Below are 24,565 nucleotides of genomic sequence, written 5' to 3'. Positions count from 1 at the left end.
CCGTCAGTGTTTGAGGATCTTGGACAGGAAGTCCTTGGCGCGCTCGCTGCGCGGGGCGGTGAAGAAGTCCTCCGGAGTGCGGTCCTCGACGACGCGGCCGTCGGCCATGAAGACGACCCGGTGGGCGGCGGAGCGGGCGAAGCCCATCTCGTGGGTGACGACGACCATGGTCATGCCCTCGCGGGCGAGTTGCCGCATGACCTCCAGCACCTCGTTGATCATCTCGGGGTCGAGGGCGGACGTCGGCTCGTCGAAGAGCAGCGCCTTGGGGTCCATGGCGAGCGCGCGGGCGATGGCCACGCGCTGCTGCTGGCCGCCGGAGAGCTGGGCGGGGAACTTGTCCGCGTGGGCGGCGAGGCCGACCCGGTCGAGGAGTGCGCGCGAGCGCCGGTCGGCTTCCTCCTTGCTGCGCTTGCGGACCTTGACCTGGGCCAGCGAGACGTTGGCGAGGACGGTCTTGTGCGCGAAGAGGTTGAAGGACTGGAAGACCATGCCGACTTCGGTCCGCAGCCGGGCCAGTGCCTTGCCCTCCGCGGGGAGCGGGCGACCGTCGACGAGGATCTCGCCCGACTCGACGGACTCCAGCCGGTTCATCGCCCGGCAGAGGGTCGACTTGCCCGAGCCGGACGGTCCGATGACCACCACCACCTCCCCGCGTCCCACGGTGAGGTTGATGTCCTGCAGGACGTGCAACGTGCCGTAATGCTTGTTGACGTCACGCAGCTCGATCAACGGATCGACGACGGCCATACGCTGCCCTGCCCCATTTCTCAGCGGTGTCGAGGTCAGCGCAAACTATCCAGCACGAAAAGGGACTTGCCGACCGACACGCATAAGAAAGGGATAAGCCGTATTTACTGCACAAGTACGGAGAAACCGGTCAGTACTCGGCGGCTTCGGCGTACACCTGGGAGAGTTCGGGCGACCCGCTCACCGCCCAGTCGAGACCCGCCTCGACCACGTTGATCTCCCGGCCGGAGGCGAGGCGCACGACGGGCTGCCCGCCCGGCCACACCTGCCAGCTCGCGCCGCGCACCGTACGCACGATGACCGTCCCCAGATAGAGCCCGGCGTCGTTGCCCAGCCAGGGCAGCTCCTCCGGGTCGTCGCGCCAGCGCGGGGGCAGTTGGTCGATGGCCGCCAGCGAGCGCGGGGTGTCGTCCAGGGCGACCCCGGCCTCCTGGGCCCTGGCGCGCAGCAGCTCGCACTCGGCGAGCAGCTCCCCCATCCCCTCCGGATCGCGGTCGAAGGCCGCGGCCAGCGGGGTGTCATCGGCTTCACGCCGCTTGCGCCAGTTGTCCAGGAACGGGATGTACATCCGTCCAGCGTCGCACCGCACCCTCGCCCGGCACCACCCGGCGCGCGGAGATCGTCCGGGCGCCGGGGGCGCGGGCCGGCCGGCCGGGGGCTCCTCGCGGGGCCGCACGGGCTGCCCGCGGGGTCGGGCCGTCGGCCCGGCGGGCTCAGACGTCGAGGTCGACGACGACCGGGGCGTGGTCGGACGCGCCCTTGCCCTTGCGCTCCTCGCGGTCGACGTAGCTGTCCTTGACCGCGTCGGCGAACGGCTTGTTGCCGTAGACCAGGTCGATCCGCATGCCCTTGTTCTTCGGGAAGCAGAGCTGGCGGTAGTCCCAGTACGTGAAGGGGTGGTCGTACTTGAGGGGGCGCGGGACCACGTCGGTCAGCCCCGTCTCCCGCAGTCCGGCGAGCGCCGCCCGCTCCGGCTCGGTGACGTGGGTGGCGCCCTCGAAGAGGGAGATGTCCCAGACGTCGTCGTCGGTCGGGGCGATGTTGTAGTCGCCGAGGACGGCGAAGGGTCGCGCGCCCGCCGCGTCCTGGGCGACCGCCGCCTGGAGCGCCTCCAGCCAGCGGAGCTTGTAGGCGTAGTGCTCGTGGGCGACCTCGCGGCCGTTGGGCACGTACACCGACCAGACGCGCACCGGGCCGCAGGTCGCGGAGATGGCGCGCGGCTCCTGCGCGGTCTCGTAGTCGGGCGCGCCGGGCAGGCCCATGACGACGTCCTCCAGGCCCACCTTGGAGAGCAGGGCCACGCCGTTCCACCGGCCGGTGGCGTTGACGACGGACTCGTACCCCAGCTCGCGCAGCTCGTCGGTGGGGAACTGCTCGGCGGTGCACTTGGTCTCCTGGACGCAGAGCACGTCCGTGCCGCTGCTCTCCAGCCAGGCCAGGAGGCGGGGCAGCCGGGCGGTGATCGAATTGACGTTCCACGTGGCGATGCGCATGGCCGCAAGCCTAACGGCGGGGTGTGACAGTCACCGCGTTCACACCTCGGTGGAGTCGCCCGGGCTCAGCCGGCCGTGGTCGGTGCCGCCGAGCGCGCCGATCTGCCGGTCGTAGATCGGCCGGGCGAGGTCCGTGAGCAGGGCGTCGTGGATGTCGTAGGCCCGGCGCGGCTTGACCTCGCGGACGTAGTCGATGACCTCGGAGATCTTGTTCCAGGGAGCCATGACCGGGAGCATCAGCGTCTCGACGGGCTGTTCCGGGACGGTCAGGGCGTCGCCGGGGTGGAAGAGCGAGCCGTCCACCAGGAAGCCGATGTTGGTCACCCGGGGGATGTCCGGGTGGATCACCGCGTGCAGCTCGCCGTGCACCTGCACCTCGAAACCGGCCGCGGTGAAGGTGTCGCCGTCACCGACGATGTGGACCCGCCCGGGGAACGCGGCCGAAAGCTGCTCGGCCACGCTCCGCAGGGTCCAGATCTCGGCCGCGGGGTCGGCCTCCAGGCCGGCCCGCAGCCGGTTCTCGTCGAAGTGGTCGGGGTGCTCGTGCGTGACGAGGACGGCGTCGGCGCCGAGGGCGGCGTCCTCCTCGGAGAACCCGCCGGGGTCGATGACGAGGGACCGGCCCTCCTTCTCCAGGCGGATGCAGGCGTGCGACTTCTTCGTCAGCTTCACGGGGAGCCCCCTCGGACGGCGTGGAACGGCCCGGCCAGCCTACGCCTGGGGGGTGGTCTCCTCCTTGATCACCCGCCGCACGACGCGCAGGGCGCTCTCGGCGGCCGGCATCCCGCAGTAGACGGCGGTCTGCAACAGGACCTCCCGGATCTCGTCGGGGGACAGACCGCTGCGCAGGGCGGCCCGGGTGTGGTCGCCGAGGGCCTCCATGTTGCCGCCGGCGATCAGGGCGGTGAGGGTCACACAGCTGCGGGTGCGCCGGTCCAGTCCCTCGCGGCTCCAGACCTCGCCCCAGGCGTAGCGGGTGACCAGGGACTGGAAGGCGGCGCCGAACTCGTCGTCGAGCACCTGGTCCACATGGGCGTCGCCGAGGACCTCGCGGCGCAGCTTCAGCCCCTCGTCGTACGGGTCGGGCCGCACGGTCTCCGCGTGCTCGGGGCCGGCCGCCGCCGGGGCGATCTCGGCGACGGGGACGACCGGCGCGGAGACGGGCGGCATCGGCGGGGCGGGCACGGCGCTCTGCGTGTCGTGGACGATTCCCGCGAAGTGGTTCGTGAGCAGGTCGGTCACGGCCCCGGGCTGCTCGACGGGGGCGAGGTGGGAGGCGCCGGGGACGACGGCGAGCCGGGCGTCGGCTATCCCGGCGACCAGGGTGCGGGCCTCGGCGGGGCCGGTGACCTGGTCGTCCGCGCCGACCAGGACCAGGGCGGGGATGCCGATCCGCCCCAGGGCGTCGCGGACGTCGAACAGGGCGAGCGCCTCGCAGGCGCCGACGTAGCAGCCGGGGTCGGTGGTGCGCACCATCTGCACGGCCCACTCCACGATCGCCGGCTGGGCCGCGGCGAAGCCCGGGGTGAACCACTGCTCCGGTGCGGTGCGCGCCATCGGTTCGAGGCCGTGGGTGCGCACGACCACGCCCCGCTGGCGGAACTCGTCGGCGCTGCCGAACCGGGGCGAGGTGGCCACCAGGGCGAGGGAGGCGACCCGGTGGGGTGCCCGCAGGGCGAGGTCCAGCCCGACCGCGCCGCCGATGGAGCAGCCGGCGTAGCCGAAGCGCCGGACGCCCAGGTCGTCGAGGGTGGCCAGGAGCCGGTCGCCGAGTTCGGCGACGGAGGTGAAGGGCCGGGCGGGGGCGCCGCCGTGCCCCGGCAGGTCGAAGCGGACGACGCGCCACTGGCGGGTCAGCTCGGGGATCTGCCGGTCCCACATGTGCCAGGTGGTGCCGAGGGAGGGGCCGACGACCAGGACGGGTGCGTCGTCGGGGCCGTCGATCCGGTACTGCAGGGTGGACGGGGGCTGCTGAGGCGGGGGCGTCTGGATCTGGCTCACTCGCTCCAGAGTAGTGAGCGGACCGTCCGGCCCGGGCCAGGGGTCCCGGGTCAGGGGGTGGTGGCGGAGACCACGTAGACGGTCGGTGCGGCGGGGTCGGTGAGGTCGACGGTGATGTCCTGGCCGGGCCGCGGCTTCTTCCGGCTGATGCTGGTGCCCGACCAGTCGCGGTCGGCGGCGAAGTCCCAGCCGACGATCGAGGCGTCGCGTTCGCCGATGGTGACCTCGTCGGGGGTCAGCCCGGAGCGGCTGGAGCCGACCCGGTCGAGGAAGGAGTCGAGCTTTCCGGCGCTGGTCGTGAACTGGACGTACAGGCGGCTGGTGCGCCAGTTGCTGGTCTCGTAGTAGGAGACGTCCCTGCTGCCGGAGGGGATGGGGACCTCGAAGATCCGGCGCTTCATCTGGGAGGGCCAGTTGTCCTGGAGCCCGGCGGCCGAGGACTCGCGTTCCTTGTCGCGCCCGCTGTCGCGGCTCTGGCCGGCGGAGATCAGCAGATAGCCGGCCGGGATGCCGACGAGGAGCACGATGATGATCGCCGTAAGCCAGCGGCGGCGGATCATGTGGCGCCGGTCCTCCGGCAGCTTCCTGCGCTGCTGCTCGGGGGAGGTGGACGGGGACGGAACGGTCATGACGGCGGATCCTGGGTGGTGCGGGAGGCGCGTCCGGCGGTGCCGTTGAGCAGGGCCTGGGCGTAGCGCTCGTAGCGTTCGTGGCGCTCGACCCGGCGCCGGTTGGCGCGGCGGAAGCGGCGGGCGACGAGCCGGGCGAGGTCGGCGGCGCCGACCATGCCGGCCTCGGGTCCGAGCTGGGCCTTGGCGATGCGGGCCTCGGGGCGGTAGCCGCGTCCGGTCAGATGGCGGCGGAAGGCGTCCCGGGCGGGGCCGATGAGGAGGTCGTCGGCGGCGCTGACGCCGCCGCCGATTACGAAGCAGGACGGGTCGAGGGCCGCGGCGAGGTTGGCGATGCCGACGCCGAGCCACTGCCCGATGTCCTGGAAGAGCTCCACGCACATGGCGTCGCCCTCGCGGGCCAGCTCGGTGATGAGCGGGCCGGTGATCTCCGGGACGTTGCCCTGGACGCGGTCGATGATGTTGTACGCCACCGGGGAGTCGGCGGCGGCCAGCTCGCGGGCCTCGCGGACCAGGGCGTTGCCGGAGCTGTACTGCTCCCAGCAGCCGCGGTTGCCGCAGGGGCAGCGGTGGCCGCCGGGAACGACCTGCATGTGGCCGAACTCGCCGGCGACGCCGTACTTGCCCCGCTTGACCCGGCCGTCCTCCAGGATGGCGCCGCCGATACCGGTGCCGAGGGTGATCATGACGAGGTGGTCCTCGCCGCGTCCGGCGCCGAAGCGCCACTCGGCCCAGGCGGCGGTGTTGGCGTCGTTGTCCACCATGACGGGGACGGCGAGCCGCGACTCGAGCGCGTCGCGCAGCGGTTCGTTGCGCCAGGCGAGGTGCGGGGCGAAGAGCACCGTCGCCCGCTCGGCGTCGACCCAGCCGGCCGCGCCGATGCCCACGGCGTGCACGTCGTGCCGGTCGGACAGGTCGAGGACCAGCTCGACGATGGTGTCCTCGACGACCTTGGGGCTCTTGGACTTGTCGGGCGTCTCGGTGCGGAGCTGCTCCAGGATGGTGCCGTCCGCGTCGACGACGCCGGCCATGACCTTCGTCCCGCCGATGTCGATCCCGACGGTGGGCACCTTCGGCGCGGTCAGGTGGGAGCGCCGTTCGCGGGTGCCGACGGTCCGCAGCACGGCGCCCCGGGCGGAGCCGCGCTGGGTGAGGTCGCGGTAGGTACTCATCGGCTCGATTCTGCCAGGTGGGGGGCGGGAGGGCGGTTACGTCGCGGGGGGACGCTCCAGTTCGTGGCGGAGGTCCTCCAGCTCGCTGCCGCCGGCCATCTGCCGGGTCAGCTCGTCCAAAGTGACGGCGTCCGGGCCGGTCTTCGTGTGGCTGCCCGACATGACACCGCGCTTGAGCAGGATGAAGCGGTCGCCGACGAGATACGCGTGGTGGGGGTTGTGGGTGATGAGGACCACGCCGAGGCCTTGGTCACGGGCGGCGGCCACGTACTTCAGGACGACCCCGGACTGCTTCACGCCGAGCGCGGCGGTCGGCTCGTCGAGGACGAGGACCTTGGCGCCGAAGTGGACCGCCCGGGCGATGGCCACGCACTGGCGTTCGCCGCCGGACAGGGTGCCGATGGGCTGGTCGACGTCGCGCAGGTCGATGCCCATGCGCAGCAGCTCGGCGCGGGTGGTGCGCCGCATCCGGTCGACGTCGAGGCGCTTGAGGGGGCCGGCGCCCTTGGTGGGCTCGGAGCCGAGGAAGAAGTTGCGCCACACCGGCATCAGGGGGACGACGGCGAGGTCCTGGTAGACGGTGGCGATGCCCCGGTCCAGCGCCTCGCGCGGATTGGCGAGGGAGACGTCCTCGCCCTCGATCCGGAAGGTTCCGGCGTCGTGCCGGTGCAGCCCGGCGATGATCTTGATGAGGGTGGACTTGCCGGCGCCGTTGTCACCGAGGACGCAGGTGATCTCGCCCGGGTGGACCTCCAGGGAGACCCCTTCGAGGGCGCGGATGTTGCCGTAGTACTTGCTGACGTCGTCCAGCTCGACCAGCGGTGTCGTGGTCACTTGGTCGCCTCCACGCGCTTGCGGATCCAGGCGTTCAGCAGGGTCGCCAGGAGGAGCATCGCTCCCAGGAAGAACTTGAACCAGTCGGGGTTCCACTCCGCGTACACGATGCCCTTGCTGGTCATGCCGAAGATGAACGCCCCGACGGCGGAGCCGATCGCGGAGCCGTATCCGCCGGTGATCAGACAGCCGCCGATCACGGCCGCGATGATGTAGATCAGCTCGTTGCCGACGCCCTCGCCCGACTGGACGACGTCGAAGGAGAAGAGCAGGTGCTGGCCGGAGACCCAGGCGCAGAAGGCCACGCCCATGTAGAGGCCGATCTTGGTCTTGAAGACCGGGACGCCGACCGCGCGGGCCGCGTCGGCGCCGCCGCCGACGGCGAAGATCCAGTTGCCGAAGCGGGTCCGCAGCAGGATCCAGGTGGCCAGGGCCACCAGGGCGAACCACCACAGGATGGTGACCTTCAGCTCGACGCCGCCGACCGTCAGCTGGGAGGCGAAGAGCTTCCGCGCGGAGGGGAAGCCCTCCATGTCGGCGATGGTCTTGGTGGAGACCGTGCCGCTGATCAGTTTGGTGAGACCGAGGTTGAGACCGGTCAGCATCAGGAACGTGCCGAGCGTGATGATGAAGCTGGGCAGTTTCGTACGGGTCAGCATGAAGCCGTTGAAGACCCCGATGCCGAGGGTGACGAGCAGCGAGACGCCGACGCCGACCCAGACGTTGGCGGTCATCTGGTAGCTGAACATCGAGGAGATCAGCGCGGAGCTGGTCACCATCACGCCGGCCGACAGGTCGAACTCGCCGCCGATCATCAGCAGGGCGACGGGCACGGCCATGATGCCGATCGTGGAGGCCGCGTAGAGGACCGTGCCGAGGCTGGAGGCGCGCAGGAAGCTGTCCGCCACGACCGCGAAGAAGAGGAAGACGGCGGCCGCGCCGACCACCGAGCCGAGTTCGGGCCGGGCGAGCAGCTTGCGCAGCGGTGTGGTGTGCAGCAGCCGCTCGTCGACGTGATCGATGCCGGCCGGGCCCGCGGTGCTCATCGGGTGCCCCGCTCGGTGTACTCCTGGAGCGCGGCGGCGTCGTCCTTGGTGATGATCTGCGGGCCGGTGAGGACCGGCTTGCCGCCGCCGAGGACGTCGGCGTTGTACTTGTACAGCCAGAGCAGGTCGACTGCCTCGTAGCCCTGGAGGTACGGCTGCTGGTCGACGGCGAAGCCGAGCGTGCCGGCCGCGAGGGCGCCGGCGACCTTGGCGTTGAGGTCGAAGGTGTCGACCTCGGCGTCGCTCCCGGCGGTCTTCTTCGCCTGCACGGCGGCGTCGGCGAAGGGCGCGCCGAGGGTGACGACCGCGTCGATGGACGGGTCGGCCTGGAGCTTGGCCTCGATGGACGCCTGGACGTCGGGCATGTTGGTGCCGTCGACGTAGAGGTTCTGCAGGTCGCCGCCGAAGGTCTTCTTCGCCCCGCCGCAGCGCTGCTCGTGGCCGACGTTGCCCTGCTCGTGCAGGACGCACAGGACCTTCTTCCGGCCCCGCTTGTCGAGCTCCTCGCCGACGGCCTCGCCCGCGACGGCCTCGTCCTGGCCGATGTGGGTGAGCGCGCCGAAGGCCTTGGACTGCTCCGATCCGGAGTTGACGGTGATCACCGGGATGCCGGCCTTGACCGCCTTGGCGACGGCCGTCTTCATCGCGTCGGGCTTGGCGAGGGTGACGATGAGCCCGTCGACGTCCTTGGCGATGTACGAGTCGATCAGCTGGGCCTGCTGCTGGGCCTCGTCGCTGTGGGCGTACAGGAAGTTGATGTTGTCCTTGACGGCGGCCTGCTTGGCGCCGTTCTGGACGATGTCCCAGAAGGTGTCCCCGTCGCCCGAGTGGGTGACCATGGCGAAGGTCCACCTCGGGGTGTCGACGGCGGCCCTGCCCTGGGCGGCGGCGGCCTTGCGGGCGTCCTCGGCCCGCTTGCCCCCCGTACTGCTGCATCCGGCGAGTGCGGCGGTGAGCGTCACCGCGAGCACGGCGCCGATGGCCGCGCGTACCCCTCCTGTCCGAACCCTGGTCACGAGGCCGTGCCCTCCTTTATGTCCTTCTGCGTGCATTGCAGTATCGGTCATGGGGGTGCGCCCGGCCGTCACCGGGGTTGTCGGGTCAGGGCCGGACCAGCAGCTGGAACTCGAAGGAGTACCGCGAGGCCCGGTAGGCGTGCGAGCCGAACTCCACGGCGCGGCCGGTGTCGTCGAAGGTGGTGCGCTCCATCGTCAGGAGCGGCGCGCCCTCCTTCTCGCCGAGCTGTTCCGCCTCGGCCGCGGTGGCCGCGCGGGCGCCCACCGTCTGGCGGGCGCTGTGCAGAGTGATACCGGCGCCGCGCATCATCCGGTAGAGGCCGGTGGTCTCCAGTCGTTCGGTGCCGAGGTCGAGCAGGCCGGCCGGCAGGTGGTTGCGCAGCCGTGCCATCGGCTCGCCGTGGGCCGCGCGCAGCCGCTCCAGGAAGCGGACGTCGCTGCCCTCCGGAACGCCGAGCGCGGCCGCGACCCGGGCGGTGGCGGGCTCGATCCGGTTGGCGAGGACGAGGGTGGCGGGGCGCCGGCCCTCCGCCTCCAGGTCGTCGTAGAGGCTGCTCAGCTCCAGCGGGCGCCGGACCTGGCTGTGCACGACCTGGGTGCCGACGCCCCGGCGGCGGACCAGGAGCCCCTTGTCGACGAGGGACTGGATGGCCTGGCGCACGGTGGGCCGGGAGAGGCCCAGGCGGGTGGCGAGGTCGATCTCGTTGCCGAGGAGGGTGCCGGGCGTCAGGGCACCGCTCCCGATGGCCGCCTCCAGCTGCCGGGCGAGCTGGTAGTAGAGCGGGACCGGGCTGCTGCGGTCCACGGCGAGGTACGGGAGGGAGGCGGCGGACCTCGGCGGGGGCTGGGACGGCGTGACCACGGACGCGAGGGTAGTCGCAGGAAAAGATGACAGGAAGTGGTGAAGTCCGGTTGTCCTGACAAATCCTTGACAGGGGGTTCCTCCGGCACCACCTTGGGGCCATGCGCATCGGACTGATCGGAACGGGCCGTATCGGGGCCTTCCACGCGGGCGTGCTGGCCCGCCACCCCGCGATCGAATCGATGGTCGTGGCGGACGCCGACCCCGGCCGGGCGGCGGGTGTGGCCGAGGCGGTCGGCGCCGAGGCGGCGCCGACGGTCGACGCCCTCCTGGGCGACGGGCTCGACGCCGTGGTGATCTCCAGCGCCACGGCGGCGCACGCCGAGCTGATCGCACGCGCCGCGGGCGCCGGGCTCCCCGCGTTCTGCGAGAAGCCGATCGCCCTCGACCTGCCGGGGACGCTCGGCGCCCTGCGGGCGGTGGAGAGCGCCGGCACCGAACTCCAGCTGGGGTTCATGCGCCGCTTCGACGCCGGCTACAGCGCCGCCCGCGAGGCCGTGCGCTCGGGGCGGCTGGGCCGGCTGCACACCGTCCGGGCGGCCACCTCCGACCCGGCCCCGCCCCCCGCCGCGTATCTGCCGCTCTCCGGGGGGCTCTTTCGCGACTGCCTGGTGCACGACTTCGACATCCTGCGCTGGGTGACCGGGCGCGAGGTCGTGGAGGTGTACGCCACCGGCTCGGACGCGGGTCCCGCGATGTTCGGCGCGGCGGGTGACGTGGACACGGCCGCCGCGGTGCTCACCCTGGACGACGGCACGCTGGCGACGGCGACGGCGACCCGGTGCAACGGCGCCGGCTACGACGTGCGGATGGAACTGGCCGGTGAGCGGGACCAGATCGCGGTCGGCCTGGACGACCGCACCCCGCTCTCCTCCGTCGAGGCCCAGGGCCCGCCGGTCCCGGAGAAGCCCTGGTCCGGGTTCCTGGAGCGGTTCGCCCCGGCGTACGAGGCCGAACTCGACGCCTTCGTGCGCCTGGTCCTGGGGTCGGCGTCCAATCCGTGCGACGGCCGCGAGGCCCTGCGGGCGCTGCGGATCGCCGAGGCGTGCGAGCGGTCCCGTCGGGAGCGCAGGCCCGTCGCCCTGGCGGAGATCCCCTCGGGCGACGGCTGACCGCGCGCCGCGGGGCCGCGAGCGGGCGCGGCGGGAGCGCCGACCCGTCGCCCGTCAGCCGTCAGCCGTCAGCCGTTCGCGGCGAGCACCGTGCCCTGGGCGACCGCGCAGAGGGTCTCGGTCCCGTCCTCGTCCACGGTCAGCAGATCGCACCGCACCACCGCCTGGCGTCGTCCCGCGTGGACGACGTCGGCGCGGGCGACCAGGGTGACGCCGACGGCCGGGCGGACGTACTGGATGGAGAAGCCGGCGGTCAGGACCGCTCCGCCGAGGGCGGTGCCGGCGGCGAAGGTGAGCGCGTTGTCGGCGGCGTACGACAGCACTCCGCCGTGCACGAAGCCGTTCTGCTGCCGGAGTTCCTCGCGCAAGTCCACCTCCAGGACGGCGGCTCCGTCGCCGAAGGCGGTGAGCCGGGCGCCGAGGAGGCGGCTGAACGGCTGCGCGTCCAGGACCGTGCGTGCGAGATCGAGATCGAGTGCGGTCATGGCATCACCATCTGACGGGGAGGCGGCGGACGCCTCGCATGAGAAGACCGGGCAGCCACTCCAACGCCCCCGCGTCGGCGTCGAGTTCCAGGCGCGGGAAGCGTTCCAGAAGGGTCCGGAGCGCGATCCGGGCCTCCAGCCGGGCGAGCGGGGCGCCCAGGCAGTAGTGGACGCCGTGGCCGAAGGCGAGGTGGCCGCGCGCGCCGCGGTGGAGGTCGAAACGGTCGGCGTCGGGGTAGCGCTCGGGGTCCCGGTCCCCCGAGGCAAGGGAGACGAGGACCGGTTCGTACGCGGGGATGAGCGTCTCCCCTATCCGTACCGGCTCCCGGGTGAACCGGAAGGTCGCGTTCTCCACCGGTCCCTCCCAGCGCAGCGTCTCCTCCACCACGGCGTCGAGCAGACCGTCATCGGCGCGGACGGCGGCGAGTTGTCCGGGATGGGTGAGCAGCGCCCGTACGGCGTTGGTGACGAGGTTGACCGTCGTCTCGTGTCCGGCGATGAGCAGGAGGTAGGCGAGCGCGCGCAGCTCGGCCAGGGAGAGCCGGTCACCGTTCTCGGCGCGGGCGGTGATCAGGTCGGAGAGCAGGTCGTCGGAGGGGCCCGCCGCGCGCTTGTCCTGGATGAGCGCGTCGAGGTAGGCGGCGAGCCCTTCGATCGCCGCGGCCTCGGGGCCGGCGCCGGTCGGGGCGACGATCTCGTTGGACCAGGCCCGGAAGGTGTCGCGGTCGGCGGCCGGGATGCCGAGGAGTTCGCAGATGACGATGATGGGCAGCGGGAAGGCGAAGGAGTCGACCAGGTCGGCGTGGCCGGCCGGCGCCATCGCGTCGGCGAGTTCGCGGGTGAGCCGCTCGATCCGCGGCCGCAGGCTCTCCACCCGTCGGCCGGTGAACTGCCCGGCGACCAGTCCGCGCAGCCGGGTGTGGTCCGGCGGGTCGAGGACGAGCAGGTTGGGGCCGATGACCCGCTCGTCCAGCATGGTCATGCCGACGACGGAGGGCGACTTGGACAGCCTCGGATCGGCGAGGGCGGCGCGCGCCGCGTCGTAGCCGACGACGAGCCACACCCGGGAGCCGTCGGCGGTGCGGATCCGGTGCACGGGCCCGGCCGCGCGCATCTTCGCGTAGTACGGATGGGGGTTGACGGTGAAGTCCGCGCCGTACTCCCCCAGATCGATGTCGGCCATCGGTCCAGCCTAGGCGGTGTCGTCCTCCAGGAGGCCGGCGTCGTGGACGAGGAGGGCGATCTGGGTGCGGTTGTTGAGGCCGAGCTTGGCGAGGACGCGGGAGACGTGGGTCTTGACGGTGGGCACGCTCATGTAGAGGGCGGCGGCGATCTCGGCGTTGGAGTGGCCGCGGCCGACGCAGACCGCGACCTCGCGCTCGCGCTCGGCCAGTTCGGCGAGGCGGTCGGCGGCATGGGCGCGGCGGGGCTGCGGCTGCCGGCCGGCGACGTGGCTCATCAGCTGGCGGGTGACGGCCGGGGAGAGGACGGGGTCGCCGGAGGCGACCCGGCGGACGGCAGCGACGATCTCGGCGGGCGGGGTGTCCTTGAGGACGAAGCCCGCCGCGCCGGCCCGCAGGGCGCGCACCACCTGCTCGTCGGCGTGGAAGGTGGTGAGGACGACGACCTCCGGGGCGCCGGGGCGGGCGCGGAGCCGTTCGGTGGCGGTGAGACCGTCGACGTGGGGCATCCGGATGTCCATGAGGACGACGTCGGGGGCGAGCCCGGCGACGAGGTCGGGGACGTCGCGGCCGTCGGCCCCCTCGCCGACGATCTCGATGTCCTCCGCGCCGCCGAGCATGAGGGTGAGGCCCGCGCGGACCAGGGGGTCGTCGTCGACGATGAGCAGCCGGATGGTCATGAGGGCCACGGTAGCCAGGCGTGCAGGGCGAACCCGCCGTCGGGGGCCGGGCCGTGGTCCATCCGCCCGCCGGCGAGGGTCGTGCGTTCGGTGAGCCCGATGAGTCCCTGGCCCGAACCGGGCACGTGCGGGACGGGGCCGGTGGGGGCCGGGTTTCGGATGTGGACGGTGAGCCCGTCGCCCCGACGGCCGCGGACGGTGACGGTGACCTCGGCGCCGGGGGCGTGCTTACGGGCGTTGGTGAGGCCCTCCTGCGCGATGCGGTAGACGGTGCGGCCGGTGGCGGCGGGGACCGCGCCCGGGGCGTCGACGGTGTCCAGGGCGAGGTCGAGGACGACCTTCATCCCGGCCGCACGGCACTCGCCGACCAGGACGTCCAGGGTGCCGAGGGTGGGCTGGGGCCGGTCGCCGCCACCGCCGTCGTCGTCGGGCGTGCGCAGGACGCCGATGATCTCGCGCAGGTCCTGGAGCGCCTCGTGGGCGCTGTCCCGGATGACGCCGGCGGCCCGGGCGACCTGCTCGGGCGGGGCGTCGGGCCGGAACTCCAGGGCTCCGGCGTGCACGCTGAGCAGGGTGAGACGGTGGGCGAGGACGTCGTGCATCTCGCGGGCGATGGCCTCGCGGGCGAGGCGTTGCGCCTGTTGGGCGCGGAGTTCGGATTCGGCCTCGGCGCGCCGGGCACGCTCGCGCAGTGCCACGACGAGCTGGCGCTGGGAGCGCACGAGCATGCCCCAGGCGGTCACCAGCAGGGTCATGACGATGCCGATCACGACGGCTGCCGCCGGGTGGAGGCTCGGGTCGGGCCGCAGGAAGACCTGGGCGCTGGAGGAGGCCACGGCGAGCCCCCCGATGGCCGCGGTCTCCCGGAAGGGGCGGCGGACGGCGACCCCGAAGAGGGCGGCGAGGGCCGCCCCGCCGGCGACGGGGGCGATCGTGCTGACCACGGTGAGGACGATCGCGACCCCCGCGGGCCAGCGCCGGCGCAGCCAGAGCGCGCAGCAGGCGGCGGCGCCGGCGATCTGGTCGGCGAAGGCGACGATCTCGCTGTTCAGCTGCTCGGTGACGTCGGCGGCGATGAGTCCGAAGAAGGCCGCGAGGAGGAAGAGGAGGGTGTCGACCACCCAGTCGCGGACGGTGCGGCGCGGCCTGCGCCCCTGTGGGCCGTCCGCCGAGAGGTCGGCCACGGCCGAGGGGAGCAGCCAGGCGTGGCGGTCCGTCGGTGTCATACCCACCAAAGTACGCAGGTGGGGGGCGTGGGCCCGGTTGCTGAGCGGTCTTCGCTACCAAAGTCGCGGGACGGGAGACTTCGGTCGCCGTGGCATGTCCGGGGGACCGACGCGGGCGCCGCGCCGGAAGGATCATGCTCGTGCCATGAAGCGATTTCTGGAGGCCGTGGGCGGCCTGACCCTGGTGTGCGGCGTCTGCGGCGTGATCCGCGAACTGACGGACGGTTGGTTCCGCCTGATGGGCCTCACGCGTTTCCTGACGGAGAACGTCTGGTTCCTCCAGGGCCGCGAGCTGTTCGCGAACATCGTGATCGCCGTGCTCGGCCTGGTGATCCTCATCGTCTCGGACCGGGTGAGGAAGGCGTAGGGGTGGCAGGGGTGCCTCGGCAGGACCGGCGAGACGAGCTTGGCGGCGGGACCGGCGATGAGCTGGGGAACGCGTCTCGGCGAGGCGGGTGACCCCGGCGAGGTGTTCGGCCGTGCGGTGGGAGACCGAGCCGCTGGAGGTCGGGACGGGAACTACCGGGCGTCGTCGTCCGCGGCCCGGCGGCCCCAGGTGGTGCCGGCGAGGACCAGGACGGCGCCCGCGAGGCCGAGGACCCCGGGGCGGTCGCCGGCGAGCGCGATGCCGACGGCCGCGGCCCACAGCGGTTCCGTGCCGAGGAGGAGGCTGACCCGGGACGGGGAGGTGCGGCGGACGGCCCACATCTGGACGAAGAAGGCGAAGAGCGTGCAGAAGACGGAGAGGAAGAGCAGACCGGCCCATTCGCGGGGACCGAAGTCGAGGGCCACGGACCAGGGCGAGGCCCCGGTGCCGGGGACGGTGGCCAGGAGGGCGAAGACGACGACCGCCGAGCCGAGTTGGACGGTCGTGAGGGAGAGCGAGTCGGCGCTCCGGACCGCCTTGATCCGGGACATGGCCAGGACATGGACGGTACGGGCGAGGGCGGCGAGCAGCATCAGCAGATCGCCGAGGGACGGCGTGGTGAACCCGCCGCCCTGCGTCAGCAGGACGACGCCGGTGACGGAGAGCGCGGCAGCCAGGAGGAAGGCGCGGGGCGGGCGGGTGCGGGTGACGGCGGCCTCGGCGAGCGGGGTGAGGATCATGGTGAGGCTGATGATGAGGCCCGCGTTGGTGGCGGAGGTGTGGACGACGCCGTAGGTCTCCAGGAGGAAGATCCCGCTGAGGATCAGGCCGAGCACCCCGGCGCCGCGCCACTGGGCGGCGCCGAGCGCGCGCAGTCCCCGCCATCCGGCGACGGCGAGGGCGGGCAGGACGACGGCGAAGCGCAGGACGAGGACCGCGACGACCGTGTGCGTGGTGGTGATGCCCTTGGCCGCGAGGTAGCTGGCGCCCCAGACGACGGCGACGAGGAGGACCGGCAGGTCGGTGAGCCAGGCACGGCGGGGGGCGCGCAGTGGGAGGGACGCTGCGGTGGGTGACGTGGCGGTCATGTGCGGGCCTGCTCCAACTCGTGGGACGGGGTGGAGGCTACAGCGGCTCACACGCGGGACGATCACCGTACCCGGAGCGGCGCGTGGTGGCTACATCTTTCCGCCCCGCACCCGCGCTGCGGCCCCACGCCCCGCCCGCGCCCGGCTCTCGGCGTCCGTTTCCCGCCAGCACCCGGCGGCCCTGCGGACTTTCATTGAACCCGCAACCACTCATGGTCCGGCACGGTTCGACGGAGGTTCGGGATGTCCACGATGCACGGCAAGGCGGTTCTGGTGACGGGCGGCAGCAGGGGGATCGGCGCGGCCACGGCCGTACGGCTGGCGAAGGAGGGGGCGGACGTCGCCTTCACCTACGTCCAGGGCGAGGAGCGGGCGCGGGAGGTCACCGCGGCCGTCGAGGCGGCCGGGCGCAAGGCCCTGGCGCTGCGCGCGGACGCGGCAGACGCCGGGGACGCGGCGGGCGCGGTGGAGTGGGCGACGGACGCGCTCGGGCGGCTGGACGTCCTGGTCAACAACGCGGGTGTGGGGGTGCTCGGCCCCCTGGAGTCGCTGCCGTTGGCCGACGTGGACCGGGTGCTCGCGGTGAACGTGCGCGCGGTCTTCCTCGCGTCGCAGGCGGCGGCCGCGCGGATGGAGCGGGGCGGGCGGATCCTCACGATCGGCTCGTGCGTGACGGCCCGCGTCCCGGGCCCCGGCGCCACGCTCTACGCCCTGAGCAAGTCCGCGCTGATCGGCCTGAACAGGGCCCTCGCCCGGGAGTTGGGCGACCGCGGCATCACGGCCAACATCGTCCACCCGGGCCCGGTCGACACCGACATGAACCCGGCGGCGGGCCCGTACGCGCAGGGGCAGGCGGCCGGCACGGCGCTGGGCCGTTTCGGCACGCCGGACGAGGTCGCCTCGATGGTGGCCTTCCTGGCGGGTCCGGACGCCGGTTACGTGACGGGCGCGGAGTTCTCGGTGGACGGCGGCCACGCGGCGTGACCCACCGAGGCCGGGCCGAGGACGAGGGCACGGCCCGGCCCTGGCCCCGGCGGGTGAACCGAAGGCCCAGTGCCCGGAGGCGAACCGCAGGCACGGGCGCCGGCGAATGAGCCGAAGGGCGCGCCGGGGGAACACGGACGAACGCGCGCAGCCCCCGAGGAACGAGGGGGCGAGCACGTACGGCCGTGTGAGCCCGGCTCTCAGCGCCCGGAGGCGAACCGAGCCCTAAAAAGAAGAGAGGAGGGCGCACCGGTGCTGTCGGGCCGGTGCGCCCTCGCGTGCCGGGCGGGGTGTCGTTACCCGCCCAGTTCCTGGTGGCGGGCGGTCAGGCGCGCCGCGCCCGCTTCGGTCAGGGAGCCGAAGAGGCGGAGGCGGGAGATGCCGCCGTCGGGGTAGATGTCGATCCGGACGCGGGAGCCGACCGCCGGGGTGTCGAGTACGAAGCGGTGGTTGGTGTCCGGCTGGAGGCGGGTCCGGGGCAGGATCTCGGTCCAGTCCTCGGAGCCTTCGGCGGCGACGGAGAGGGCGGCCCAGCCCGCGCTGTTGCCCTTGAGGTACGCCGTGTCGATCTCGAGTGCGCGGATCTCGGACTCGGCGACGAGCTGGTAGCGGATCCAGTCGTTGCCCTTGTCGCGGCGGCGGCGCGTCTCCCAGCCGTCGTCCATCTTGTGGGAGCGGCCGGGCTGGATGGTGTTGGTCGCCGGGGAGTAGAAGCGGTCCGAAGCGTCCTCGACCTGTCCGCCGTTCTCCAGCGCGGCGAGGTCGAAGGTGCCGAGGACGCCGAGCCATGCCGGGTCCGGGGCCACCTCGCCGTATACGCGGAGGCGTGCGATGCCGCCGTCGGGGTGCTGGTTGACGCGCAGGTGGGTGAAGCGCTGCTCGATGTCGACGGCGAAGCCGTTGGCGGCGTGGCCGCCGATCGCGGTGCGCGGGACGAGGGTCGTCCACTTCACGTCGTCGGCGAGGAGGTCCTCGGGGGAGGGCGAGCCGGGGAGGGAGGTCGCCTCGACCGAGACGGCCTGCGGGTAGTTGCCGCGGAAGTGTGCGGTGTCGACGACGATGCCGCGGATGACGCCGGGGGCGCCGAGGCGGACCAGCGCCCAGTCGTGGTCGTCCTCGGTGGGGTGGGGCTGCCCGGCGGAGACGCCGCGGCGGCGGCGGGTCTCCCAGCCGTCCATGATCTTGCCCTTGTGCCCGAAGTGCTCCGGGTCGAACTCCGCGGCCTGCGGCTTGAGCATGTTCTCGCGCTCGGCGAAGAACTCGTCGTTGGCGGCGATGACGCCCGCGCCGAGGCGGCGGTCCGCGAGGTCGGCGTACTGCGTGAAGGGGAAGTCCGCGGTGCGGTAGTCCGCGTACGGGTCACCGCCGCCGTAGGGGCTGGCGTCACCGGTGAAGCTCGGTATGGCGGACACGTCAGTTGTTCCTTTCGAGAAGGCGGCCGGAGGGCTCGGCGAGGGTGCCGCGGTCGGCGATGCGCTCGCCCCGCAGCCAGGTGGAGGTGACGACACCGTGCAGGGTCCTGCCGGCGTAGGCGGTGACGCGGTTGCGGTGCTGGAGTTCGGCGGGGTCGACGGTGAAGGTCGCCTCGGGGTCGAGGACCGCGAAGTCGGCGTCGCGCCCGGCCTCGATGGCGCCCTTGCGGTCCAGGCCCGCGAGGCGGGCGGGGCCGGCGGACATCCAGCGGACGACGTCGGTGAGGTCGTGGCCGCGGCGGCGGGCCTCGGTCCAGATGGCCGGCAGGCCGAGCTGGAGGGAGGAGATCCCGCCCCAGGCGGAGGCGAAGTCGGGGGTCTTGAGGTCCGCGGTGGAGGGCGAGTGGTCGGAGACGATGCAGTCGATCGTCCCGTCGGCCAGTCCGTCCCACAGGGCGTCCTGGTTGGACGCCTCGCGGATGGGCGGGCAGCACTTGAACTCGGTGGCGCCGTCCGGCACCTCCTCGGCGGTGAGGGTGAGGAAGTGCGGGCAGGACTCGACCGTGATCTTGACGCCTTCGGCCTTGGCGGCGGCGATCATCGGCAGCGCGTCCGAGGACGACAGGTGCAGCACGTGGACCCGGGCGTTCAGGCGGCGGGCCTGGTTGATGAGGTTCTCGATGGCGGCGTTCTCGGCGTCGCGCGGCCGGGAGGCCAGGAAGTCGGCGTACTTCCCTCCGGTGCGCTGCGGGGCCGCGGCCAGGTGGTGCGGGTCCTCCGCGTGCACGATCATCAGGCCGTCGAAGCCGGCGATCTCGGCGAGCGAGGAGGCCAGTCGTTCCTGGTCGAGCTCGGGGAACTCGTCGACGCCGGACGGTGAGAGGAAGCACTTGAAGCCGAAGACACCGGCGTCGTGGAGGGGACGCAGGTCCTTGACGTTGTCGGGCAGCGCGCCGCCCCAGAAGCCGACGTCGATGTGTGCCTTGGCGCGGGCGACCTCCTGCTTGATCCGCAGGTGGTCGACGGTGGTGGTGGGCGGCAGCGAGTTGAGCGGCATGTCGATGAGCGTGGTGATGCCGCCGGCGGCGGCGGCGCGGGTGGCCGTCCAGAAGCCTTCCCACTCGGTGCGGCCGGGGTCGTTCACGTGCACGTGGGTGTCGACGAGGCCGGGGAGCACGACGTCGTCGCCGACGTCCTCCAGCCGGGCACCGGCCGGAACCTCCGCGTCGTACGGCAGCACCGCGGCGATGGTCCCGCCGGAGACGGCGATCGACGCGGGGCGCGTTCCCTCGGGGGTGATGACCCTTGTCGAGCGCAGTACCAGATTGACGTCCACCCGTACCCCTTCTTCTTCCACCCGGCAGAAAATTCAACGAACTGTTGAAGGAGTCTTCACTCAGGACGACATGTCGTCAAGGGCACACTTTCAGCATGCCCCCGACGCAACGCCCGGAGCGTGGTCCACTTGGATGTTTCCATGAAGTGGAAGGAGAATTTCGTACAGTAGAACGTAGCTCCCCACATGGGGCGCGGACCCGGCCGCCGATCGGCGGCCGCCGACACCGGACAAACACCCCCCTGACCGGCCGGTACGCCGTCACCGGGGCCGTGTGTCCGACGGGGCGGCCCGGTAGGCTGCTGCCTTGCCCGCCTGCCTCGAAAGGACCTTGACGTGCCGACGTCCAGCGCCAGCACCACCGACGCCGCCAAGCCCGCCGCCGCCGGCGGTGGCGTCCAGTCCCTTGAGCGTGCCTTCGACCTCCTGGAGCGGATGGCCGACGCCGGCGGCGAGGTCGGGCTCAGCGAGCTGTCGGCCAGCAGCGGACTGCCGCTGCCCACCATCCACCGGCTGATGCGCACCCTCGTGGCCTGCGGGTACGTACGCCAGCAGCCCAACCGCCGGTACGCGCTCGGGCCCCGGCTCATCCGGCTCGGCGAGTCCGCCGCACGGCTCCTCGGCACGTGGGCGCGCCCCTATCTGGCGCGGCTCGTCGAGGAGACGGGTGAGACGGCGAACATGGCACTGCTCGACGGCGACGAGATCGTGTACGTCGCGCAGGTCCCCTCCAAGCACTCGATGCGCATGTTCACCGAGGTGGGGCGGCGGGTGCTGCCGCACTCCACCGGCGTGGGCAAGGCGCTGCTGGCCTACACCCCGGCGGACGAGGTCCGCGCGCTGCTGGCCCGTACGGGCATGCCGGCCGCGACCGAGAAGACGATCACCACGCCCGAGGGATTCCTCGACGCGCTCGCGCTGGTCCGCGACGCGGGGTACGCGGTCGACGACAACGAGCAGGAGATAGGGGTCCGCTGCCTCGCCGTGTCGGTCCCCGACTCCCCGACGGCGGCCGCCATCTCGATCTCGGGGCCGGCGGGCCGTGTGACGGAGGCGGCGACGGAGAAGATCGTGCCGATCCTCCAGGAGGTCGCCAAGGAACTCTCCACGGCCCTCGCCAACACGGCGGGCAACGGTGGGGCGTAGGGCGTAACGGCCCGCACTCCCCAGGGGGTCGGGCCCCGGCCCGCATCCCCCGGAGCTGGAAGCCGTCAGACGCGCGCCGTCCGCTCCGTCACGCGGCCGTCGTGGACCTGGACGGTCATCTCCACGCGGGCCACGTGCGCCCTGTCGTGTGTCACCAGGACCGTCGCCGTCCTCCGCTCCCGCGTCAGCGACGCGAGGAGCTCCACCACCGCCGCGCCCCGCTCGTGGTCGAGGGCGCTGGTGGGTTCGTCGACCAGGAGGACGGACGGCTCGTTCATCAGGGCGCGGGCGATGTTGACGCGCTGACGCTGGCCGCCGGAGAGCTGGTGCGGGCGGCGGGCCGCCAGGTCCGCGAGGCCGACCGCGTCGAGAAGGCCCATGGCCCTGGCCCGTACCGCCTTCGGCCTGACGCCGGAGAGGTGTGCCATCACCTGGAGCTGCTCCACCGCCGACAGGGACGGCAGCAGGTTCGGCTGCTGGAAGACGATCCCGATCCGCTCCCGCCGCAGGGCGGCCTTGCCCGCCCGGTCCAGCGTCCCGGTGTCCGTACCGGCCACGATCACCCGGCCCCGGTCCGGGGTCACCAGCGTCGCCGCCACCGCGAGGAGGCTCGACTTGCCGGAGCCGGAGGGGCCGACGACGGCGGCGAGGCACCCGGCGGGCACGTCGAGCCGGACCGAGTCGAGTGCGGTGAGCCGGCCGTCGCCGTCCGGGTAGGTCAGGGTCACATCGTCGAGCAACAGGGTCATCGCGCGCTCCCGAGGGCGGTCAGGGGGTCGACGGCGGTGATCCGCCGGATGGACAGGGCCGCGCCGAGGACACCGAGGACGATCATCACGGCGGCGGGGCCGAGCACCGTCAGCGGTTCCAGGACGAAGGGCACGTCCCCGCCGCTGACCAGCGCGCCGACGGCGACCGCCAGGGCGGTGCCGACGAGGGTGCCGGCGGTGAGCATCAGCACCGCCTGGCCGAGCGCGTCCCTCAGCAGATAGGGGGTGGAGGCGCCCAGCGCCTTGAGGACGGCGACGTCACCGCTGCGCTGGATCGTCCAGACGGTGAAGAAGGCTCCTATGACGAGCGCGGAGATGACGAAGAGGAAGCCGCGCATCAGCTGCAGCGAGCCGTTCTCCGCCTGGTAGGACCCTATGGCGGTGAGCGCCTCGGTGATCGTCCGCGAGGAGGTGCCGGCCGCCTCGTCCCCGGCCGCCAGGTCCGCTCCCTCGGTCGTCGTGAGCGCGATGACGGTGGCCTCCTTCCCGGGGGTGGTGCCGGTGTGGCCCAGCTTCTGCCAGTCGTCGAGCGAGGCCCAGACGACGGGGGTGTGGCTGTACGAGGCGTCCCCTGCGACCGCCTCGACGCGTGCCCGAAGCGGCCCGATCCGTACGGTGTCCCCGGCCGCGACCTCCAGGTCGGCCGCGGCGGAGCGCGAGAGGACGACCCTGCCGGGCCCCAGCCGTCCGCTCTCGGGGGCGAGGCCCGCCGCCGATTCCGTACCGAACGCCGAGACGGCGGCCGTGCGGTCCCCGGCGGCGGCGTTGACGGTGCGGATGCCGAGCGGCCGGGCGCTCGTCACGCCGGGGCGCTCGGACCAGGCGCGCCACTGGCCCTCCGTCACCGTCGAGCCGGTGAAGGAGACGGACCGGCCGGAGGGCGGCGCGGCGAAGGCCAGCCGGTCCGCGGGCAGACCGGTGATCGCCGAGATGTTCTCGCGGGCGAGTCCGGCGGTCAGCCCGGAGAGCAGTCCGACGAGCAGGGTGATCAGCACGATCACCGTGCCCATCAGGGTGAATCGCCCTTTGGCGAAACGCAGGTCTTTCCATGCCACGAACATGGGACCAAGCCTGCTCGGCCGACGCGGGGGCGGGCATCGCGCCACGGATGGCCCCGCCGTCAAACTTTCGGTTGAGTCCGGATCGCCGGCACCGGCCTACGCTGGACGGGTCATGGATCCACGAGCCCTCACCCCCGTCCTGCGCGCGCTGCGCCTCTGTCTGCACCTCCTGACGGCGGGCCTGCTCGCGCTGGCGGCCATCCGGTCGGCCTCCGCGGCGGGTGTGGCCGCCTCGGCGCTCACGGCGGCGGTCTACGCCGCCGGCTCCCTGCTGCCGTCGGTGCGCCGCTCGCAGCGGGCGGCCGCGGTGTGGCTCGGGGTGCTCTGCGCCTCCTGGCTGACGCTGCTGTGGCTGACGCCGGAGGGCCTGTGGGTGGCGTTCCCGCTCTACTTCCTCCAGCTGCATCTGCTGCCCGCGCGCTGGTCGCTGCCGTCGGTCGCGCTGACGGCGAGCGCGGCGATCCTGTCGTACGTACGCCAGGGCGCCCCGCTCAGTCCGGGCGTCTTCATCGGGCCGCTGCTCGGTGCGGCGGTCGCGGTGGCGACGGTGTTCGGCTACCAGGCTCTGTACCGGGAGAGCGAACGGCGGCGGCGGATGGTGGAGGAGTTGGTCGCGACGCGGGCGGAGCTGGCGGCGGCCGAGCGGCACGCCGGGACGCTCGCGGAGCGCGAGCGGCTCGCCCGGGAGATCCACGACACCCTCGCGCAGGGGCTCTCCTCGATCCAGCTGCTGCTGCGGGCGGCCGAGCGGGTGCTGCCCGAGCGTTCGCCCGCGGCGGGGCACATCGAGCGGGCCCGGCAGGCGGCGCAGGACAACCTGGCGGAGGCCCGGCGGTTCGTGCGGGCGCTGTCGCCGCCGGACCTGGAGCACGGTTCGCTCGCGGCGGCACTGGAGCGGTTGTGCGAGCCGGGGCCTGGGATCGGGGTGCGGGCCCGGTTCACGGTGAGCGGGGCGCCGGTGGAGCTGCCGACGCCGTACGAGGTGGCGCTGCTGCGGATCGCCCAGTCTGCGCTGGCGAACACGGTCCGGCACGCGGGGGCGGAGCGCGCGGAGATCACCCTGTCGTTCATGGGCGCCTCGGTGACGCTGGACGTGGTCGACGACGGCCGGGGCTTCGATCCGGCGGCGCCGTCGCCGTCCGGGGAGGGCGGGTTCGGACTGTCGGCGATGCGGGCGCGGGCCCGTTCGCTGGGCGGCACGTTCACGGTCGAGTCCGCGCCCGGCCAGGGCACGGCCGTCGCCGTCGCCCTCCCGCTTCCCGTGGGGGTGCCGGCATGACGGTCCGTCTTCTGCTCGCCGACGATCATCCGGTCGTACGGGCGGGGCTGCGCGCGGTCCTGGACACCGAGCCGGACTTCGCCGTGGTCGGCGAGGCGGCCACGGCCGAGCGGGCGGTGGAGCTGGCCGTGGCGGGGGGCGTGGACGTGGTGCTGATGGATCTCCAGTTCGGCGCGGGGATGCACGGGTCGGAGGCGACGGCGGCGATCACGTCGGCGGCGGGCGGGCCGCGGGTCCTGGTGCTGACCACGTACGACACGGACGCCGACATCCTGGCCGCGGTCGAGGCGGGGGCCTGCGGCTATCTGCTGAAGGACGCCCCGCCGGAGGAACTGGCGGCGGCGGTCCGCACGGCCGCGGCGGGCCGGTCGGCGCTCGCGCCCGCGGTGGCGCACCGCCTGATGGACCGGATGCGGACGCCGGCGGAGGCCCTGACGAAACGGGAGCTGGAGGTGTTGCAGCTGGTGGGCGAGGGCCTGTCGAACCAGCAGATCAGCAAGCGGCTGTTCCTGAGCCAGGCCACGGTGAAGTCCCACCTGGTGCACGTCTTCGCCAAACTGGGCGTGGACTCCCGCACGGCGGCGGTGGCGACGGCGACGGCACGGCGGCTGATCAGGCGCTGACGGGGCGTCGAC

26 protein-coding genes are annotated in these 24,565 nt (G+C 72.9%); 6 read left to right on the top strand and 20 right to left on the bottom strand.

Annotated features, from left to right (window positions below; genetic code table 11):
* Positions 1 to 3 precede the first annotated feature (3 nt).
* The 11 genes from ACZ68P_RS11040 to ACZ68P_RS10990 form a co-directional block, all read right to left on the bottom strand.
* Positions 4 to 750, bottom strand: a complete 747-nt coding sequence (locus tag ACZ68P_RS11040; RefSeq protein WP_471005104.1) for an amino acid ABC transporter ATP-binding protein — start codon at positions 748 to 750, stop codon at positions 4 to 6.
* Between the two features lie 130 nt (positions 751 to 880).
* A complete protein-coding gene (locus ACZ68P_RS11035; protein ID WP_365714719.1) occupies positions 881 to 1,318 on the bottom strand; it encodes a DUF6278 family protein in 438 nt (145 codons plus the stop codon).
* Positions 1,319 to 1,463: 145 nt separating this feature from the next.
* The gene (locus tag ACZ68P_RS11030) at positions 1,464 to 2,243 is read right to left on the bottom strand and encodes an exodeoxyribonuclease III (RefSeq protein ID WP_471005103.1); all 780 of its coding nucleotides are present in this window, start codon (positions 2,241 to 2,243) and stop codon (positions 1,464 to 1,466) included.
* A 39-nt stretch (positions 2,244 to 2,282) separates the two neighbouring features.
* The gene (locus ACZ68P_RS11025; protein WP_471005102.1) at positions 2,283 to 2,915 is read right to left on the bottom strand and encodes an MBL fold metallo-hydrolase; all 633 of its coding nucleotides are present in this window, start codon (positions 2,913 to 2,915) and stop codon (positions 2,283 to 2,285) included.
* 39 nt (positions 2,916 to 2,954) lie between these two features.
* Positions 2,955 to 4,253: a bifunctional 3-oxoadipate enol-lactonase/4-carboxymuconolactone decarboxylase PcaDC gene (pcaDC, locus tag ACZ68P_RS11020; RefSeq protein ID WP_471005584.1), complete on the bottom strand. Its 1,299-nt coding sequence runs from the start codon at positions 4,251 to 4,253 to the stop codon at positions 2,955 to 2,957.
* Between the two features lie 41 nt (positions 4,254 to 4,294).
* A complete protein-coding gene (locus tag ACZ68P_RS11015) occupies positions 4,295 to 4,873 on the bottom strand; it encodes a hypothetical protein (RefSeq protein ID WP_471005101.1) in 579 nt (192 codons plus the stop codon).
* Positions 4,870 to 6,045, bottom strand: coding sequence for an ROK family glucokinase (locus ACZ68P_RS11010; protein WP_471005100.1), 1,176 nt, complete (start codon positions 6,043 to 6,045; stop codon positions 4,870 to 4,872). The genes ACZ68P_RS11015 and ACZ68P_RS11010 overlap by 4 nt, the downstream gene beginning before the upstream one ends.
* Before the next feature lie 36 nt (positions 6,046 to 6,081).
* Complete coding sequence (locus tag ACZ68P_RS11005) at positions 6,082 to 6,909, bottom strand: ATP-binding cassette domain-containing protein (protein ID WP_471005581.1); 828 nt, start codon at positions 6,907 to 6,909, stop codon at positions 6,082 to 6,084.
* Positions 6,876 to 7,925, bottom strand: coding sequence for an ABC transporter permease (locus ACZ68P_RS11000; protein ID WP_471005098.1), 1,050 nt, complete (start codon positions 7,923 to 7,925; stop codon positions 6,876 to 6,878). The genes ACZ68P_RS11005 and ACZ68P_RS11000 overlap by 34 nt, the downstream gene beginning before the upstream one ends.
* Positions 7,922 to 8,941 (bottom strand): sugar ABC transporter substrate-binding protein, encoded by a 1,020-nt coding sequence (locus ACZ68P_RS10995; RefSeq protein WP_471005096.1) that lies wholly within the window; start codon positions 8,939 to 8,941, stop codon positions 7,922 to 7,924. Before ACZ68P_RS10995 ends, ACZ68P_RS11000 begins: the two co-directional genes overlap by 4 nt.
* 85 nt (positions 8,942 to 9,026) lie before the next feature.
* On the bottom strand, positions 9,027 to 9,746 hold the full coding sequence (locus ACZ68P_RS10990) for a GntR family transcriptional regulator (protein WP_471005579.1): 720 nt from the start codon (positions 9,744 to 9,746) through the stop codon (positions 9,027 to 9,029).
* 158 nt (positions 9,747 to 9,904) lie between these two features.
* On the opposite strand from ACZ68P_RS10990, the gene ACZ68P_RS10985 reads away from it, so the two are divergent.
* Positions 9,905 to 10,915, top strand: a complete 1,011-nt coding sequence (locus ACZ68P_RS10985) for a Gfo/Idh/MocA family protein (protein WP_471005094.1) — start codon at positions 9,905 to 9,907, stop codon at positions 10,913 to 10,915.
* Positions 10,916 to 10,983: 68 nt separating this feature from the next.
* Here the strand turns inward: ACZ68P_RS10985 and ACZ68P_RS10980 are convergent, their stop codons facing one another.
* Genes ACZ68P_RS10980 through ACZ68P_RS10965 form a run of 4 tightly spaced genes read right to left on the bottom strand, consistent with a single transcriptional unit; the run spans position 10,984 to position 14,487 of the window.
* Positions 10,984 to 11,400, bottom strand: coding sequence for a PaaI family thioesterase (locus tag ACZ68P_RS10980; protein WP_471005092.1), 417 nt, complete (start codon positions 11,398 to 11,400; stop codon positions 10,984 to 10,986).
* Positions 11,401 to 11,404: 4 nt separating this feature from the next.
* Complete coding sequence (locus tag ACZ68P_RS10975) at positions 11,405 to 12,583, bottom strand: cytochrome P450 family protein (RefSeq protein WP_471005090.1); 1,179 nt, start codon at positions 12,581 to 12,583, stop codon at positions 11,405 to 11,407.
* A 9-nt stretch (positions 12,584 to 12,592) separates the two neighbouring features.
* A complete protein-coding gene (locus tag ACZ68P_RS10970; protein WP_471005088.1) occupies positions 12,593 to 13,261 on the bottom strand; it encodes a response regulator in 669 nt (222 codons plus the stop codon).
* Positions 13,258 to 14,487 carry a sensor histidine kinase gene (locus ACZ68P_RS10965; RefSeq protein WP_471005086.1) on the bottom strand — a complete coding sequence of 410 codons (1,230 nt, stop codon included), beginning with the start codon at positions 14,485 to 14,487 and terminating at the stop codon, positions 13,258 to 13,260. Before ACZ68P_RS10965 ends, ACZ68P_RS10970 begins: the two co-directional genes overlap by 4 nt.
* A gap of 145 nt (positions 14,488 to 14,632) precedes the next feature.
* On the opposite strand from ACZ68P_RS10965, the gene ACZ68P_RS10960 reads away from it, so the two are divergent.
* The gene (locus ACZ68P_RS10960) at positions 14,633 to 14,854 is read left to right on the top strand and encodes a hypothetical protein (protein ID WP_471005084.1); all 222 of its coding nucleotides are present in this window, start codon (positions 14,633 to 14,635) and stop codon (positions 14,852 to 14,854) included.
* A 152-nt stretch (positions 14,855 to 15,006) separates the two neighbouring features.
* Here the strand turns inward: ACZ68P_RS10960 and ACZ68P_RS10955 are convergent, their stop codons facing one another.
* Complete coding sequence (locus tag ACZ68P_RS10955) at positions 15,007 to 15,942, bottom strand: DMT family transporter (protein WP_471005082.1); 936 nt, start codon at positions 15,940 to 15,942, stop codon at positions 15,007 to 15,009.
* Between the two features lie 243 nt (positions 15,943 to 16,185).
* Between ACZ68P_RS10955 and ACZ68P_RS10950 the strand changes: the two genes are divergently transcribed.
* Positions 16,186 to 16,926 (top strand): SDR family NAD(P)-dependent oxidoreductase, encoded by a 741-nt coding sequence (locus tag ACZ68P_RS10950; protein ID WP_471005080.1) that lies wholly within the window; start codon positions 16,186 to 16,188, stop codon positions 16,924 to 16,926.
* 296 nt (positions 16,927 to 17,222) lie between these two features.
* Here the strand turns inward: ACZ68P_RS10950 and alc are convergent, their stop codons facing one another.
* Complete coding sequence (gene alc, locus ACZ68P_RS10945) at positions 17,223 to 18,338, bottom strand: allantoicase (protein ID WP_471005078.1); 1,116 nt, start codon at positions 18,336 to 18,338, stop codon at positions 17,223 to 17,225.
* A gap of 1 nt (position 18,339) precedes the next feature.
* Complete coding sequence (gene allB, locus ACZ68P_RS10940; protein WP_471005076.1) at positions 18,340 to 19,674, bottom strand: allantoinase AllB; 1,335 nt, start codon at positions 19,672 to 19,674, stop codon at positions 18,340 to 18,342.
* Positions 19,675 to 20,010: 336 nt separating this feature from the next.
* Here allB and ACZ68P_RS10935 point away from each other — a divergent pair, with 336 nt between their 5' ends.
* Positions 20,011 to 20,820: an IclR family transcriptional regulator gene (locus ACZ68P_RS10935; RefSeq protein ID WP_471005074.1), complete on the top strand. Its 810-nt coding sequence runs from the start codon at positions 20,011 to 20,013 to the stop codon at positions 20,818 to 20,820.
* Between the two features lie 65 nt (positions 20,821 to 20,885).
* On the opposite strand, the gene ACZ68P_RS10930 is transcribed toward ACZ68P_RS10935, so the two are convergent.
* Together ACZ68P_RS10930 and ACZ68P_RS10925 are read right to left on the bottom strand one after the other, a co-directional pair.
* Entirely contained in the window at positions 20,886 to 21,569 is a 684-nt protein-coding gene (locus ACZ68P_RS10930; RefSeq protein ID WP_471005072.1) for an ABC transporter ATP-binding protein, read from the bottom strand.
* Positions 21,566 to 22,651 (bottom strand): ABC transporter permease, encoded by a 1,086-nt coding sequence (locus tag ACZ68P_RS10925; protein ID WP_471005070.1) that lies wholly within the window; start codon positions 22,649 to 22,651, stop codon positions 21,566 to 21,568. Before ACZ68P_RS10925 ends, ACZ68P_RS10930 begins: the two co-directional genes overlap by 4 nt.
* Before the next feature lie 112 nt (positions 22,652 to 22,763).
* On the opposite strand from ACZ68P_RS10925, the gene ACZ68P_RS10920 reads away from it, so the two are divergent.
* A complete protein-coding gene (locus tag ACZ68P_RS10920; protein ID WP_471005068.1) occupies positions 22,764 to 23,930 on the top strand; it encodes a sensor histidine kinase in 1,167 nt (388 codons plus the stop codon).
* Entirely contained in the window at positions 23,927 to 24,553 is a 627-nt protein-coding gene (locus tag ACZ68P_RS10915) for a response regulator (RefSeq protein WP_471005066.1), read from the top strand. Before ACZ68P_RS10920 ends, ACZ68P_RS10915 begins: the two co-directional genes overlap by 4 nt.
* The last annotated feature ends 12 nt before the right edge of the window (positions 24,554 to 24,565 follow it).

This window comes from Streptomyces sp. NPDC036822 (assembly GCF_055609145.1).
This window is presented reverse-complemented; position numbering and strand designations above follow the sequence as displayed.

Excerpts from the sequence above, each read along its gene's own strand:
- ACZ68P_RS11040 (WP_471005104.1), bottom strand. The coding sequence starts at position 750 with ATGGCCGTCGTCGATCCGTTGATCGAGCTGCGTGACGTCAACAAGCAT.
- ACZ68P_RS11035 (WP_365714719.1), bottom strand. The coding sequence starts at position 1,318 with ATGTACATCCCGTTCCTGGACAACTGGCGCAAGCGGCGTGAAGCCGAT.
- ACZ68P_RS11030 (WP_471005103.1), bottom strand. The coding sequence starts at position 2,243 with ATGCGCATCGCCACGTGGAACGTCAATTCGATCACCGCCCGGCTGCCC.
- ACZ68P_RS11015 (WP_471005101.1), bottom strand. The coding sequence starts at position 4,873 with ATGACCGTTCCGTCCCCGTCCACCTCCCCCGAGCAGCAGCGCAGGAAG.
- ACZ68P_RS11010 (WP_471005100.1), bottom strand. The coding sequence starts at position 6,045 with ATGAGTACCTACCGCGACCTCACCCAGCGCGGCTCCGCCCGGGGCGCC.
- ACZ68P_RS11000 (WP_471005098.1), bottom strand. The coding sequence starts at position 7,925 with ATGAGCACCGCGGGCCCGGCCGGCATCGATCACGTCGACGAGCGGCTG.
- ACZ68P_RS10985 (WP_471005094.1), top strand. The coding sequence starts at position 9,905 with ATGCGCATCGGACTGATCGGAACGGGCCGTATCGGGGCCTTCCACGCG.
- ACZ68P_RS10980 (WP_471005092.1), bottom strand. The coding sequence starts at position 11,400 with ATGACCGCACTCGATCTCGATCTCGCACGCACGGTCCTGGACGCGCAG.
- ACZ68P_RS10975 (WP_471005090.1), bottom strand. The coding sequence starts at position 12,583 with ATGGCCGACATCGATCTGGGGGAGTACGGCGCGGACTTCACCGTCAAC.
- ACZ68P_RS10970 (WP_471005088.1), bottom strand. The coding sequence starts at position 13,261 with ATGACCATCCGGCTGCTCATCGTCGACGACGACCCCCTGGTCCGCGCG.
- ACZ68P_RS10965 (WP_471005086.1), bottom strand. The coding sequence starts at position 14,487 with ATGACACCGACGGACCGCCACGCCTGGCTGCTCCCCTCGGCCGTGGCC.
- ACZ68P_RS10960 (WP_471005084.1), top strand. The coding sequence starts at position 14,633 with ATGAAGCGATTTCTGGAGGCCGTGGGCGGCCTGACCCTGGTGTGCGGC.
- ACZ68P_RS10955 (WP_471005082.1), bottom strand. The coding sequence starts at position 15,942 with ATGACCGCCACGTCACCCACCGCAGCGTCCCTCCCACTGCGCGCCCCC.
- ACZ68P_RS10950 (WP_471005080.1), top strand. The coding sequence starts at position 16,186 with ATGTCCACGATGCACGGCAAGGCGGTTCTGGTGACGGGCGGCAGCAGG.
- ACZ68P_RS10930 (WP_471005072.1), bottom strand. The coding sequence starts at position 21,569 with ATGACCCTGTTGCTCGACGATGTGACCCTGACCTACCCGGACGGCGAC.
- ACZ68P_RS10925 (WP_471005070.1), bottom strand. The coding sequence starts at position 22,651 with ATGTTCGTGGCATGGAAAGACCTGCGTTTCGCCAAAGGGCGATTCACC.
- ACZ68P_RS10920 (WP_471005068.1), top strand. The coding sequence starts at position 22,764 with ATGGATCCACGAGCCCTCACCCCCGTCCTGCGCGCGCTGCGCCTCTGT.
- ACZ68P_RS10915 (WP_471005066.1), top strand. The coding sequence starts at position 23,927 with ATGACGGTCCGTCTTCTGCTCGCCGACGATCATCCGGTCGTACGGGCG.